Genomic DNA, 14354 nt, shown 5'->3' with positions numbered 1-14354 from the left:
GCGTCGGCCTGGAGGCGCGGCCCGCCTCCGGCGGTCGTGTCGCCACTGCGGGTGGTCGGTTCGCTCGGGTGGTCGGTCCGCTCGGGTCGGCCGGTCCGCTCGGGTCGGCCGGTCCGCTCGGGTCGGCCGGTCCGCTCGGGTCGGCCGGTCCGCTCGGGTCGGTCAGGACGCTGGTTGCATGGCGCGTTCGAGCGCTTCGCGTCCGAGCGGCGTGCCGATCATGGCGTCGGTGTCGACCGGCGGGATCACGCCGTCGATGAGGACGTGCGCGTACCGGCGCCAGGCGTCCTTGTCGGTGTCGCGGGTGGCATCCGCCACCGCACCGAGCATCGTCGTGAGCATGGGCAGGTCGCGGTAGCTGAACCCGGCGCGGACCACCCCGGCCTCGCTGGCACGCCGGATGATCTCGGTCACCTGCAGCTCGAGTCGGTCACGCTCGTGGACGATCGACGGGCGCGCCTTCCCGGCGCGGACGATGGCGTCGGCGAGCGCACGATCCCGAGCGCGGAACTCGAACACGCCCATCAGGTAGACCCGGAGGGCCTCGCGTGGGTCGGCTTCGTCGGCGGCGCGGGCAGCGGCGGCGTTCATCGCCTCGAACTTCGTCGCCAGGAGCGCCTCGATCAGGGAGTCCTTGTCCGCGAACCGCCGGTAGACGGTCCCGACGCCGACCCCGGCTTCGTGGGCGATGTCGTTCAGCGTCACGGTGATGCCCCGCTCGGCGAAGCACTTGCGGGCGGTCTGCAGGATCAGTTCACGGTTGCGCGCGGCATCGGCGCGGAGGGGGCGCTCGAACTCCGGACCCTGATCGGTGGTGCTCACACCCCGAACCTAGTTGAACATTCTGGGAATAAGTGGATGTGCGTCGTCCGTTTCGGTCTACACTGCCTACAAGCGGATGCACCGCATCCGCTTCACACCCCCCTCCTCGAAGCGCCCGACGGCGCGCGCTTCACCTCCCCTCCAACCTTTTCGAAGGAGGCTGCCGTGACGGCAGAACAGACCGTGCCGGCCCCTACCGGGACAGCACCCACGACTCCGGGCACTCCCCCGAAGGCGAACCACCGCTGGATCGCCCTGGCGGTCATCGCACTCGCCCAGCTGATGGTGGTGCTCGATGCCACCATCGTGAACATCGCGCTCCCGTCGGCCCAGACGGACCTCGGGTTCGGCACCGACCAGCGCCAGTGGATCGTCACCGCCTACTCGCTGGCGTTCGGTTCGCTCCTCCTGCTCGGCGGTCGCCTCGGTGACCTGTTCGGGCGGAAGAACACCTTCATCATCGGCCTCGTCGGCTTCGCGGTCGCGTCGGTACTGGGTGGCCTCGCCGACTCGTTCGGCCTGCTGGTCGCGGCGCGCGCACTGCAGGGCGCGTTCGGCGCACTGTTGGCGCCGTCGGCCCTCGGCATGCTGACCACAACCTTCCGTGACCCGAAGGAACGCGGTCGCGCATTCGGGATCTTCGGATCGATCGCTGGTTCCGGCGCGGCGATCGGGCTCCTGCTCGGCGGCATCCTCACCGAGTACGCATCCTGGCGCTGGTGCCTCTACGTGAACGTCGTGTTCGCGATCCTCGGTGTCATCGGTGCGCTGATCTTCATGGCGAAGCCGCCGAAGGTCGAGCGGCCCCGCATCGACGTCGCCGGTGTCATCACGATCACCGCTGGCCTGGTCGGCATCGTCTACGGCTTCTCCAACGCCGAGACCAACGGCTGGGACGCTCCCCTCACCATCGCCATGCTCGCGGGCGGTGTCGTGCTGATCGCCGCGTTCATCCTCATCGAGACGCGCGTCGCCCACCCGCTGCTCCCGCTCCGGGTCGTCCTCGACCGTGACCGCGGCGGCTCGTTCATCGCGATCGGCCTCGTCGCGATCGGCATGTTCGGCATCTTCCTGTTCCTGACGTACTACCTCGAGCAGACCCTCGGGTTCAGCGCGATGCAGACCGGACTGGCGTTCCTGCCGATGCCGCTGTCGATCATGATCTCCGCGACCCAGATCGGTGGCCGTCTGCTGCCGCGCGTCGGGCCGAAGGTGCTGATCTTCGCCGGCGGGCTCGTCGCCGCGACGGGGCTCCTCCTGCTGCTCCGCACCGGCCTGGACACCACCTACGCCACGACCGTCCTGCCTGCGCTGATCGTGATCGGTCTCGGCATGGGCACGATCTTCTCGTCGGCCATGAACACGGCGACGACCGGTGTTGCTCGAGCGGACGCGGGTGTCGCCTCGGCGACGGTGAACACGATGCAGCAGATCGGCGGTTCCATCGGTACCGCGCTCCTGTCGACGATCTTCGCCAACGTCGTCTCGAACAGCCTCTCCGGGCTGTCGGCTCCTCCGACGAAGCTCCAGCAGGCGCAGGCGGTCCTCGACGGCTACCACACCGCCTTCGCGATCTCGGCGGGCGTGCTCGTCCTGGTGGCGCTGGCCGGCGGGCTGCTGATCAACCGCCAGTCGGTCCGGCTCGAGCGCCTCGCCCGCGCCGGCGCCGACGCCACGGGGAGCGTCCCGACCGCCGCGCACTGACCATCCCGCACCACGACGACCCGTCCGGCTCTCGCCGGGCGGGTCGTTCGCGCGTGGTGGGTGCGTGGTGCGTGCGTGCGTGCCGCGGAGCTGCGCATCTGCGTGCCGCGTGCCGCGTGCCGCGTGCCCGGACGGCGGCTCGCTCGGCGCCTCGAGCGACAATCCACGCCGCGAACGACACGCGGAACGTCGCAGCATGCACACGCATCCCATGCGCACGCATCGTGCGACAACGGACGCGTCGAACGACACGTGCAACGTCGAAGCACGCACACGCATCCCATGCGCGCGCATCGTGCGACAACCCACGCGTCGAACGACTCGTGCGACGTCGAACCGTGCACCCGCCCGGACGCAGGGACGCTCCGCGCGCCAGCCAGCGCCCCGGCTGCCGCGCGACACGCCCGCTGTCGCACGACGGCCGCGGTGCCGCTCGACACCGGGCCGACCCCGGCCAAAGGCAGCACGTCGTCCGGTCCGCGCGGAACGTCGGCACGTGCCCGCGCCGCCAGCCCCGCCCCGGCACCCGCGCCGTCCTGAGCCGCTGCCGCGCGACGAGCCCGGTGTCGGACGACGACCGCGACGTCGCTCGGCAATCGCCGACCGTTGCTCCGTGTGTCGGTTTGTCTGTTGCCCGTCAGGGGTCCCGGTTACCGTGAGCACCATGTCCCCCGTCCTGACCTCGCCGCTCGTGTCGACGCAGTGGCTCGCAGACCACCTCGGTGCTGACGAGCTCGTCGTGCTCGACGCGTCCGTGCACGCCACGGGGACCGGGACGACGACGACCTGGGCCTCGGCGGAGGACTCCTACGAGCAGCGAGGCCACGTGCCCGGTGCCCGCTACGCCGACCTCGTGCACGCGCTGTCCGCGCCCGAAGCCGACCTGCCCCTCACCCGGCCGTCCGCCGAACGACTGGAAGCAGCCGCGCGGGAGCTCGGCGTGACGAACTCCTCGACCGTGGTGGTCTACGACGACAGCCTCGGCGAGTGGGCGGCCCGGCTGTGGTGGATCTTCCGAGCGTTCGGCTTCGACGACGTGGCGGTGCTCGACGGCGGGTTCACCAAGTGGCGGGACGAAGGCCGACCGGTCCGCGTCGGCGCGCTGCGGTCCCGTCCGAAGCGGAGCGAGGGCGACGACACGTTCCTCGCCGGTGAAGAGCGTGCGCTCTGGGCGGACCGCGAGCGCGTCGCCCGAGCCGTCTCCGGCGTCGAACCGGCGACCCTGGTGCTCGCGGCGCCCGCCGCAGTCCTCGGTTCCGACCACCCGCCCGTGGTCCCGGGCAGCACACCGATCTCGATCGACACCGTCATCGACCCCCAGACGAACACGATCCTGCGACGGCCCGCGCTGGCCGAGGTCTTCGCGCCGGTCTTCGACGCCCCCGAGATCGTCACGTACTGCGGCGTCGGCAGCGCCGCGTGCGTGGACGCGCTCGCCCTGACGGTGCTGGGGCACGACCGGGTGCAGGTGTACGACGGCTCCCTGGTCGACTGGTGGCGGAACGAGCCCGAGGCCATCGCCTCGTAGGCGACCGCCGGGCAGGCAGAGCACCCGGCACGCAGCGCCGGACACCGCCCGACCGCCAGCGTCCGGCACCACCGACTGAAAAGCCGCGGACACCGCACGACAACACAGCGCCCGGCACCACCCGACCGCACTACCGTTGCCCCATGAGCACCAGGCGCGCAGTCATCCTCGGCGGCACCGGCGGCATCGGCTCGGCTGTCGCCCGTGAACTCCTCGACGCCTCCGGCCGCGGCGGTGACGACTGGCAGGTCGAAGTCGTCGCACGGCACGGCAGCCCCACGGCCGACGCCCTGACCGCCGCCGGCGCGACGTTCGCCCCGGGCGACCGCCGCGACACCACGGTGCTGCGCGACCTCCTCCGCCCCGGCGCCGACCTGCTCGTGGACACCGTGGGGCTGACCCGCGACGACGCCCTGCAGCTCCGGCCGTTCCTGGACGACGTCGGGTCGACGGTCTTCGTGTCGTCGAAGGCCGTCTACGTCGACGAGCAGGGCCGGCACGCGAACTCGACGGAGAAGCCCGTGTTCGGCGGCGCGGTCACCGAAGGACAACCGACGATCCCCGCGGCGGACGTCGACCCCACGACCCGCGAAGGGTACGGCGCCGCGAAGGTGGCCGCCGAGCAGATTCTGCTGGACCACGGCGCTCCCGTCACGGTGCTCCGCCCGTCAAAGGTCCACGGCCCGGGCATCGGTCGGCCCCGGGAGTGGTTCGTCGTGCGACGGGTCCTCGACGGCCGGGAGCGCATCCTGCTGGCCGACCGCGGCCGCGGTGTCGACCACACCACGGCGGCCAGCGGCATCGGCTCGCTCGTCCGGCTGGTCGCCGATGCGCCGGACCGCCGGATCCTCAACGTCGCCGACGACACCGCGCCGTCCGTCCTCGAGATCGTCCGCACGATCGCGGGACACCTCGGGCACACCTTCGACGAGGTCCTGCTCGACGAGAACGCCCCAGCCTTCGCCGGCCTCACCCCGTGGTCGTCCCCGACTCCGTTCGTCCTGGACACCACGGCCGCCCGCTCGCTCGGTTGGCAGCCCCCACGCTTCGAGACGGCCGTCGTGCCGGAGCTCGACTGGCTGATGGAGACGGCGAACCAGGTCCCCGCGGACGGCGACGTCCCGTGGGCGGAGGACCCGTTCTGGGAGCGCATGTTCGACTACGGCCCCGAGGACGCCACCCTGGTGCTCCTGTCCCTCGGCCAGGACTGACGTGCCGCCCCGGTCCGAGGTCCTGCTCATCGGCGGACGGTCCGGTGTCGGCAAGTCGACCGCGGCCGAGGCGTTGCACGACCTCCTGGCGGCCGCCGACGTCCGGCACGCCGTGATCGAGGGCGACCTGCTGGACCTCGCGCACCCCGCGCCGCACGTCGAGCACCCGGAAGCCCGGCTGGCGGAACGCAACCTGCGCGCGATGTGGACCGCGTACCGGGAGCTCGGCCACCACCGGCTCGTGTACACGAACACCGTGTCGGTGCTGCAGCAGGAGACCCTCGCAGCAGCGATGGGTGACGGCCCCGTGGTCACCGCCGTCCTGCTCCGCGCCGGTGACGACGTCACCGCGTCGCGGCTGGGCCGACGCGTGGGCGGCACGGTCCCGCAGGACCAGCTCGCGCACAGCACGCGGACGGCCGGGAGGCTCGACACGGCCACCACGGACACCGTCACGCGGGTGGACACCGACGACCTCACCCCGGAGCAGGTCGCCCGTCGGCTCGCGTTCCTGACGGGTTGGCTCGGTCCGGAGGGCACGCTGGAGCCATGAGCGACAACCGACTCGGCACCGCGGTCAGCCCCTACCTGCGGCAGCACGCGGGCAACCCGGTGGACTGGCGCGAGTGGGGACCGGAGGCGTTCGCCGAGGCACGCGAGCGCGACGTGCCCGTCCTGGTGTCGATCGGCTACGCGACGTGCCACTGGTGCCACGTGATGGCCCGCGAGACCTTCTCGGACCCGGAGATCGGCGCGCTGCTGCGGCAGGACTTCGTGGCCGTGAAGGTCGACCGCGAGGAACGCCCCGACGTCGACGCGAGCGCGATGGCGGCCGCGAGTGCGTTCACGCAGCAGCTCGGGTGGCCGCTCACCGCGTTCCTGACGCCCGACGCGCAGGTCTTCTTCGCGGGCACGTACTTCCCGCCGACGCCGGTCGAGCAGGTGCCGTCCTTCCGGCAGATCACCGCCGCGGTCCTCGACGCCTGGCGGGATCGACGGCACGAGGTGCACGCGAACGCGAGTGCCATCGCGACGGCGATCCGGCAGGGTGCCGAGGCGGACGCGACCAGCCGCGGTGGTGACGCCGGTGTCGGAGCCGGGCCGGGCCTCCCGTCCGTCGCGGCGATCACCGCGGTGGTCGGCCAGCTCGCCGCGGCCGAGGACACGACGTACGGCGGGTTCGGGGGCGCCCCGAAGTTCCCGAGCACCCCGCTGCTCGAGTTCCTGGCGGACGCCGCAGCCGACGCAGACGGCGACGCCGGCGACGGCGATGACGCCGGCGCCGCCGGAACCGCCCGCGGACTCCTCGACCGCAGCCTCGACGCCATCGCCCGCTCCGAACTGACCGACCCGGACGGCGGCGTCTTCCGGTACGCGACCCGTCGTGACTGGACCGTCCCGCACTACGAGCGGATGCTCTACGACAACGCGGGGCTCCTGGCGGTCACCGGCGCTGCCCAGGCCCGGGGCATCGCGGACTTCCTCCGCGACACGTTGCGCCGACCGGACGGTGCGTTCGTCGCCGCGCAGGACAGCGAGTCCACCATCGACGGCCGCCGGGTGGAGGGCGAGTGGTACCGACGCCCCGCGTCCGAGCGCGCGCAACTCGAGCCGCCGCCCCTCGACGACCAGGTGCTGACCGGGTGGAACGGCCTGGCGATCCGCGGCCTTGCGATCGCCGGCGCCCGGTACGACGACCCCGAGATGATCACGCTCGCGCAGGCAGCAGCCGACGCGGTGCTGGCCGCGCACGTCCGCGACGGTCACGTGGTGGTCCGCTCGAGCACGCCACGTGGGGTGTCCTCGGCACCGGCGACCGTGGAGGACGTCGGTCTGCTGGCGGAGGGCCTCCTCGAACTCGCGCTGGTGACCGGCGACGTCGGGACGGCCGTGGTGGCCCGCTCCCTCGTCGACGACGGCCTGGCGGAGCGGTTCGACGTCGACCCGGTCCTGGCGGCAGCGGGGACGGCGACCGGTGAGCAGCCGCAGACCGCGGTGCGCTCTGGCACCGTGGCGCTGGCGAACGCAGCAGCACTGCTCGCACAACTGACCGGGGAGCGGAGCTACCGTGACGCCGCAGTCCGGCTCGTGGCCGACCGCGCGACGACGGGCACCGAACGACCGCTCGGGCACGCCGACGCGCTCGGGGTGGCGCTGGCGCTGCAACGGCCGTCGCGCGAGATCGTGGTGGTGGCCGGATCGCGAGGACCGGCGGGAACGGGCGGATCGGCGAGAACCGGCGGATCGGCGGGAACGGGCGGGCCGGCCGGTGCCGGCGCCGATTCCGGCACGGCGATGCGCTCGATCGCGGCCGCCGCTCGCCGCCCCGGCACCATCGTCGTCACGGTGACGCCGTCTCAGGCCGACGCGTGGGCCGACGCCGGCTTCTCGTTGCTCGAGTCCCGCTCGGCCCTCGACCCCGCCGCCTACGTCTGCCACGACCACGTCTGCGCCCTGCCCGCGCGTTCCCCGGCGGACCTGACGGCACACCTCCGGGCGTAGCCCCGCACCCGTGGGCGTCGCACGGCCGCCTGCTCCACCGAGCCCCTCGCGGGGCGGTATCCTGGAATGCTCATGTCGACCACGCCGACCGTCATCACGTACCCGCCCGAACTGCCGGTCTCGCAGCGGCGGGACGACATCGCGGCTGCCATCCGGGACAACCAGGTCGTGATCGTCGCCGGGGCGACCGGGTCCGGCAAGACGACGCAGCTGCCGAAGATCTGCCTGGACCTCGGCCGCGAGTCCATCGGGCACACGCAGCCCCGACGCATCGCCGCACGGACGATCGCCGAGCGCGTGTCCGAGGAGCTCGGCAGCGAACTCGGTGACCTGGTCGGCTACCAGGTGCGGTTCACCGACAAGGTGTCGTCGAACACCCGCATCAAGCTGATGACCGACGGCATCCTGCTGAACGAGATCCACTTCGACCGCGACCTCAAGCGCTACGACACGATCATCATCGACGAGGCGCACGAGCGGTCCCTCACGATCGACTTCCTGCTCGGGTACCTGAAGCGACTCCTCCCCCGTCGACCAGACCTGAAGCTCATCATCACGAGCGCGACGATCGACCCGGAGTCCTTCTCGCAGCACTTCGGCGGTGCCCCGATCATCGAGGTCTCCGGCCGGACGTACCCGGTCGAGATCCGGTACCGCCCGCTCGTGGCCGAGGACACCGACGACCCGGACGACGACGAGTCCGACTCGCGCACGGGTGACAGCGGGAACGCAGCCGACGACCGCGACACCCTGCAGGGCATCACCGACGCCCTCGACGAACTCGCGCGCGAGGACAAGGGCGACGTCCTGGTGTTCCTGTCCGGCGAGAACGAGATCCGCGACGCCCAGGACGCCATCGAGGGCCGCCACTACCCGGGCACCGAGGTCCTGCCCCTGTACGGTCGCCTGTCCGCCGCCGACCAGCACCGGGTGTTCCAGCGCAGCAGCACCCCGGGCGTCCGACGCCGGGTGGTGCTCGCCACGAACGTCGCCGAGACCTCGCTCACGGTGCCCGGCATCAAGTACGTCATCGACACCGGCACGGCCCGCATCTCGCGGTACTCCCCGCGGGCGAAGGTGCAGCGACTGCCGATCGAGGCGATCTCGCAGGCGAGCGCCAACCAGCGATCCGGCCGCGCGGGACGCACGAGCGCCGGCATCGCGATCCGGCTGTACTCCGAAGAGGACTTCGAGCGTCGACCCGAGTACACCGATCCCGAGATCCTCCGCACGAACCTCGCCGCGGTGATCCTGCAGATGATCTCGCTCGGGTTCGGCGACATCGAGTCGTTCCCGTTCCTGCAGCCGCCGGACTCCCGTGGCGTCAAGGACGGCCTTGACCTGCTCCGCGAACTCCGGGCGGTGGACGGCGACGGGCGCATCACCCGAGCCGGCAAGCAGCTCACCCGCCTGCCGATCGACCCGCGGCTCGGCCGGATGGTGCTCGAGGCCGGTCGCCAGGGCGTCGGGCGCGAGGTCGTCGCGATCGTCAGCGCCCTGAGCATCCAGGACCCGCGCGAGCGTCCCCTGGAGCACCGGGCGCACGCCGACCAGCTGCACGCCCGGTTCGCCGACCCGACCAGCGACTTCCTGACCCTGCTCGGTCTCTGGAACTACATCGAGGACAAGCAGGAGGAACTGTCCTCGAGCGCGTTCCGCCGCCTGTGCAAGGCCGAGTTCCTCAACTACCTGCGCATCCGCGAGTGGCAGGACCTGTACCGGCAGCTCTCGCGCGCCGCGAAGCAGGTCGACGTCCGCGTCGGGCAGTCCCGCACCGACGACCCGGACGCCGTGCACCGGGCGCTGCTCGCCGGGCTCCTCAGCCAGATCGGGCTGCGGGACCGTGAGAAGCGCGACTACCTCGGCTCGCGGAACACCCGGTTCGTGCTGTTCCCGGGCAGTGTGCTCGCGAAGAAGCAGCCGGACGCCGTGATGGCCGCCGAGCTCGTCGAGACCAGTCGTCTGTTCGCCCGGACGGTCGGCCGCATCGACCCCGCCTGGGTTGAACCGCTCGCCGGCGACCTGCTGAAGCGCACCTACGGCGAACCGCACTGGGAGAAGAAGCAGGGCGCGGCCGTCGCGTACGAACGGGTCACCCTGTTCGGCGTGCCGATCGTGCAGCGCCGTCGGGTGCAGTACGTCCGGATCGACCCCGAGCACTCCCGCGAGCTCTTCATCCGGCACGCCCTGGTGGAGGGCGAGTGGGACGCGCAGCAGGCGTTCGACCGCGACAACCGCCGGTTGCGGAAGGAACTCGAGCAGCTCGAGGAGCGCACCCGCCGACGCGACATCCTGCTCGACGACGAGAACGTCTACGAGTTCTACGACGCTCGGATCCCCGCCGACATCGCCACGACCCGCGACTTCGAGGGGTGGTGGCGGACCACGCGCCGCGACCAACCGGACCTGCTCACGATGCGCAGGGCGGACCTCCTGGACGAATCCGCCGCGTCGGCGGCGGAGGACGACGTCGAGTACCCGACCCAGTGGCGGAGCGGCGACCAGCGGCTCGCCATCAAGTACCGCTTCGAACCGGGTGCCCAGGACGACGGCGTCAGCGTCCAGGTCCCCCTCGCCCTGCTCCCCCGCATGCGAGAAGAAGGCTTCGACTGGCAGGTCCGCGGCTTGCGCAAGGAGCTCGTCACCGCGCTCATCAAAGCACTGCCGAAGCACATCCGACGGAACGTCGTGCCCGCGGCGGACTGGGCCGAGAAGATCGTCGCCGAACTGCCGGATGACGCGCCGACGGAACCGACCGAGTCCTTCCGCGCGACCCTGGCGAAGACCATCCAGCGGATGACGTACGTGCCGGTCGCGGAGTCCGACTTCGACCTGTCCCGCGTCCCGGCGCACCTCCTCCCGACCTGGGCGGTCGTCGACGAACGCGGTCGACGGGTCGAGACCGGCAAGGACCTGTCCGCGCTGCAGACCAAACTGAAGGACCGCACGCAGGAGAGCGTCGCGAAGGCCATCCAGCAGGGTGGGCGCGGTCGGCCTGGAGGCGCGGCTCGCGTCGCCGACGCCGGTTCCGGTTCTGGTTCCGGTCGCCAGGTCGAGCGGTCCGGCCTGACGGCGTGGCCGTCCGAGGACCTGCCCGAGGTGCTCGACACCAAGCAGGCCGGCGGGGTGATCCGCGCCTACCCGGCCCTGGTCGAGGAGGGCGACGGACCGAAGGCGACCGTCGGTGTCGAACTGCTCGCGACGCCGACCGACCGTGCCCTGCGGATGCCCGCCGGCGTCCGTCGGCTCGTCATGCACGCGGTGCCGTCCCCGGTGTCGTACATCCAGGCGCACCTGACCGGGCAGGAGAAGCTCGCGCTCGCCGCCAGCCCCTACCCGTCGACGAACGCGCTGTTCGACGACGTCCTCGCCGCGGTCGTCGACGCCGGCATCCGTCGGTCGCACCCGTCCGGCCTCGTCTTCACGAAGGCCGCGTTCGAGGCCGTCCGCGACGACGTGTCGGCCACGGTCGTGGACACCATGTTCACGGCGGTGTCCGAGGTCGCCGCCGTCCTCACCGCACAGCGCGCCGCCGACCGTGCCCTCAAGCAGGCGAACTCGATGTCGCTGCTCGGTGCGCTGTCCGACATGCGGCAGCAGGTGGAGCGGCTGGTCTTCCCCGGCTTCGTGTCCGTCACCGGGCTCGACCGGCTCCGGCGGATCCGCGTGTACCTGCAGGGCGTGGAGGCCCGCGTGCAGAAGCTGCTGCAGAACCCGGGGCGTGATGCGACCTGGATGCGTGAGGTCACCGTCGCCACGGATCGCTACGTCGACGCCGGCGGCACCTTCCCGCCCGCCGTCGGTGCCCACCCCGAGCTCGTGCACGCGCGGTGGATGCTCGAGGAGTTCCGCCTGAGCCTGTTCGCGCAGGAACTCGGGACCGCCGAGACGGTGTCGCTGCAGCGCATCACGAAGGCCCTGACCGCCGCGCGCTGACCGGGCTACGGTGTGGCCATGATCGGCACCCTCGAAGGCATCGTCCTGGACTGCTCGGACACCCGGGCACTCGCACGCTTCTACGCCGAGCTCGTCGGCGGTGAGATCGTCCAGTTCGACGAGGACTGGGCCGAAGTGGTCCTCCCCGTCGCCGGGCACCGTCCGTTGCTGGCCTTCCAACGGGTCGACGACTACCGGGCGCCGGAGTGGCCGGGGCAGCGGGTCCCGCAGCAGGTCCACCTCGACGTGAAGGTCGAGGACCTCGACGCCGGCGAGACCGCTGTGCTCGCGATCGGGGCGACTGCGACCGGGTCCGAGACCCCCACCTTCCGCGTGTACCTCGACCCGGCGGGGCACCCGTTCTGCCTGGTCCGCCCGACGGACTGAGGGCGGTTCAGTCGGCGGTCGCCAGGCCCTCGACGACGGTGACGCCCGGGAGCCCGGCGAGGACCGCACCCGGCAGGAACACCTTCGCGCCGCGGAGTCCGGCACCGATGACGACGTCGGGCGCGTCCAGCACGCGGGCGTCGACGTAGACGGGCCACGATGCCGGCAGCCCGATCGGGGTGATCCCGCCGTACTCCATACCGGTCAGCTCCACGGCCTGGTCCATCGGCGCAAAACTCGCCTTCCGGACGTCGAGGAGCTTCTTCACCACGCGGTTCACGTCGAGCTTCGTCGAGGCGAGGACCACGCACGCGGCGAAGCGGACCTCGTCGCCGCGCTTCCCCAACACGATGATGCAGTTGGCGCCGCCGTCGAGCGGGAAGCCGTACGCCTCCGAGAACGCGGCCGTGTCCGCGAGGTCGGCGTCGATCGGTGCGGCTTCGATCCGGTTCAGCAGGGCGCTCGGCAGGGCGACCAACGCCTGCGCGACGGGGATCGCGAGGAATCCGGTGGCGACCAGGGCAGGGACTCGCTCGAGCGTCGGCATGGCTCCACCCTAGGGACGAGCCACTGCGACACCCTGGAGCCATGACGCAAGGGGCAGCCAGGATCCGACGGGCGACGCCGTCCGACGCGGAGGCGATGGCACGGGTGCACGTCGAGTCGTGGCGGCGGACCTACCGCGGTGTGATGCGGGACGAGGTCCTCGACGACCCGGGGTTCATCGCCCGGCGGGAGGCGTTCTGGACCGCAGTGCTCACCGAAGACCGGTTCGCGCTGAACCGCATCGCGGTCGCGGAGGCCGCGGTCGGCGACACAGCCGAGCTCGTCGGCATCGCGATGGCCGGGCCAGCGATCGAGCACCATGCCGAGGTGCAGCTGTACGTGTTGTACCTGCTCGACGAGCACCACGGCTCCGGCACGGGCAACGACCTGCTCGCCGCCGTGGTCGCCCCGCACGAGTCGGCGACGCTCTGGGTCGCCGATCCGAACCCCCGTGCGCAGGCCTTCTACCGGAAGCACGGGTTCGTGCCCGACGGCGCGGTCCAGGTCGACGACGGCGTGCGCGAGCTCCGCCTGGTGCGGTCCGGGACCGATCGGCACGACTGATCCGGGCGGTGGCAGTCCTGGTTCGCGGCATCCGCGGGTGGTGAACCGGAACCGCCGGGCGAGATCCGGGAGACCGGGGGCTGCGCAGACCCCGACGTGACCGGTCGGTCTCCTAGGCTGAGCAGCATGACGTCGCAGTCGCCCCAGCCCGCCCGCCCCCGGATCGGACTCGTCGGTGCCGGTGGCATCGCCGTCGCGCACCTGCCGGGTCTGCTCCGGCTCGGGGACGTCCTCGTGCACTCGGCCGCCGGGGCACCTGCGCTCGCCGGAGCGTTCGCGGACGCCGCGGCCGCAGCGGGCAGCACGATCACCGTGGCCGACACCCTCGACGACCTGCTCGCGCGCGTCGACGTGGTCGACGTGGTCGTGCCGACCCCCGCCCACGCCGGGGTCGTCCGGGCCGCCCTGGCAGCCGGCAAGCACGTCGTCTCCGAGAAGCCGCTCGCCCGCACCGACGCGGACGCGACGGACCTCGTCGCCCGCGCCGCCGCGGCGGGCCTGCAGCTCTACCCGGCGCACGTCGTGCGCTGGTTCCCCGCGTACGTGCGCCTCAAGGAGGCGGTGACCACGGGCCTCCTGGGCGACCTGGCGGTCCTGCGGTTCTCGCGAGCCGGAGCGTTCCCGACCCGCGTGCCCTGGTTCGCCGACCGCGAGCAGTCCGGCGGGATCGTCATGGACCAGATGATCCACGACATCGACGTCGCGCGGTGGGTCGCGGGCGAGGTCGTCCGCGTCTCCGCGGTCTCGGTCCGCACCGGCGATGCCGACCAGCCCGTCGAGGCAGCGCACGTGCTGCTCACGCACGCGTCCGGAGCGATCAGCCACGTCGTCGGGCTGTGGGGTCCCGCGCACCTGGCGTTCTCGACCGAGTACTCGGTCACCGGGACCCGAGGGACGTTGGCGCACTCCTCCCTGGCCGAGGACGACACCCGGAGTGACCTCGCGCGTCCCACCGCGGTCGACGGCTTCCTGCCGCCGGTCGACCCGGCGGAGGACCCGTACGCGATGGAGCTTGCGGACTTCCTCACCGCGTTCGCCGGCGGTCCGCCCCCGCGTGTGACGGCCGAGGACGGTGCGATGGCCGTCCGGCTCGCGAACGCCGCCCTGGCATCGCTCGAGTCCGGCCAGCCGGTGGACGTGTCGCGATGAGGATC

At 72.0% G+C, this 14354-nt stretch carries 11 protein-coding genes; 9 read left to right on the top strand and 2 right to left on the bottom strand.

Translation table 11 applies throughout. The features are described 5' to 3' along the window. Window positions 1–162: 162 nt before the first annotated feature. The gene (locus J7E22_RS03280) at window positions 163–822 is read right to left on the bottom strand and encodes a TetR/AcrR family transcriptional regulator (RefSeq protein ID WP_214978867.1); all 660 of its coding nucleotides are present in this window, start codon (window positions 820–822) and stop codon (window positions 163–165) included. Window positions 823–987: 165 nt separating this feature from the next. Between J7E22_RS03280 and J7E22_RS03275 the strand changes: the two genes are divergently transcribed. The 7 genes from J7E22_RS03275 (at window position 988) to J7E22_RS03245 (ending at window position 12090) form a co-directional block, all read left to right on the top strand. Further along, window positions 988–2526: an MFS transporter gene (locus tag J7E22_RS03275; protein ID WP_214978865.1), complete on the top strand. Its 1539-nt coding sequence runs from the start codon at window positions 988–990 to the stop codon at window positions 2524–2526. A gap of 664 nt (window positions 2527–3190) precedes the next feature. Next, complete coding sequence (locus J7E22_RS03270; protein ID WP_214978863.1) at window positions 3191–4054, top strand: sulfurtransferase; 864 nt, start codon at window positions 3191–3193, stop codon at window positions 4052–4054. Window positions 4055–4197: 143 nt separating this feature from the next. Continuing rightward, entirely contained in the window at window positions 4198–5265 is a 1068-nt protein-coding gene (locus J7E22_RS03265) for an NAD(P)-dependent oxidoreductase (RefSeq protein ID WP_214978862.1), read from the top strand. A gap of 1 nt (window position 5266) precedes the next feature. After that, window positions 5267–5818 carry an ATPase gene (locus J7E22_RS03260; protein WP_214978860.1) on the top strand — a complete coding sequence of 184 codons (552 nt, stop codon included), beginning with the start codon at window positions 5267–5269 and terminating at the stop codon, window positions 5816–5818. Beyond that, window positions 5815–7767, top strand: a complete 1953-nt coding sequence (locus tag J7E22_RS03255; RefSeq protein ID WP_214978858.1) for a thioredoxin domain-containing protein — start codon at window positions 5815–5817, stop codon at window positions 7765–7767. The genes J7E22_RS03260 and J7E22_RS03255 overlap by 4 nt, the downstream gene beginning before the upstream one ends. 72 nt (window positions 7768–7839) lie before the next feature. After that, complete coding sequence (gene hrpA, locus J7E22_RS03250; RefSeq protein ID WP_214978856.1) at window positions 7840–11703, top strand: ATP-dependent RNA helicase HrpA; 3864 nt, start codon at window positions 7840–7842, stop codon at window positions 11701–11703. 18 nt (window positions 11704–11721) lie between these two features. Next, on the top strand, window positions 11722–12090 hold the full coding sequence (locus tag J7E22_RS03245) for a VOC family protein (RefSeq protein ID WP_214978854.1): 369 nt from the start codon (window positions 11722–11724) through the stop codon (window positions 12088–12090). 7 nt (window positions 12091–12097) lie between these two features. Here J7E22_RS03245 and J7E22_RS03240 read toward each other — a convergent pair whose 3' ends face one another. After that, window positions 12098–12637 (bottom strand): YbaK/EbsC family protein, encoded by a 540-nt coding sequence (locus J7E22_RS03240; RefSeq protein ID WP_214978852.1) that lies wholly within the window; start codon window positions 12635–12637, stop codon window positions 12098–12100. Window positions 12638–12678: 41 nt separating this feature from the next. Between J7E22_RS03240 and J7E22_RS03235 the strand changes: the two genes are divergently transcribed. Beyond that, the gene (locus J7E22_RS03235; RefSeq protein WP_214978850.1) at window positions 12679–13200 is read left to right on the top strand and encodes a GNAT family N-acetyltransferase; all 522 of its coding nucleotides are present in this window, start codon (window positions 12679–12681) and stop codon (window positions 13198–13200) included. A gap of 126 nt (window positions 13201–13326) precedes the next feature. Further along, window positions 13327–14349 (top strand): Gfo/Idh/MocA family protein, encoded by a 1023-nt coding sequence (locus J7E22_RS03230; protein WP_214978849.1) that lies wholly within the window; start codon window positions 13327–13329, stop codon window positions 14347–14349. The last annotated feature ends 5 nt before the right edge of the window (window positions 14350–14354 follow it).

This window comes from Curtobacterium sp. ISL-83, assembly GCF_018613895.1.
Classification (GTDB): domain Bacteria; phylum Actinomycetota; class Actinomycetes; order Actinomycetales; family Microbacteriaceae; genus Curtobacterium.
Note: the sequence above shows the minus strand (reverse complement) of the source record. Positions and strands in the feature narration are given on the sequence as shown.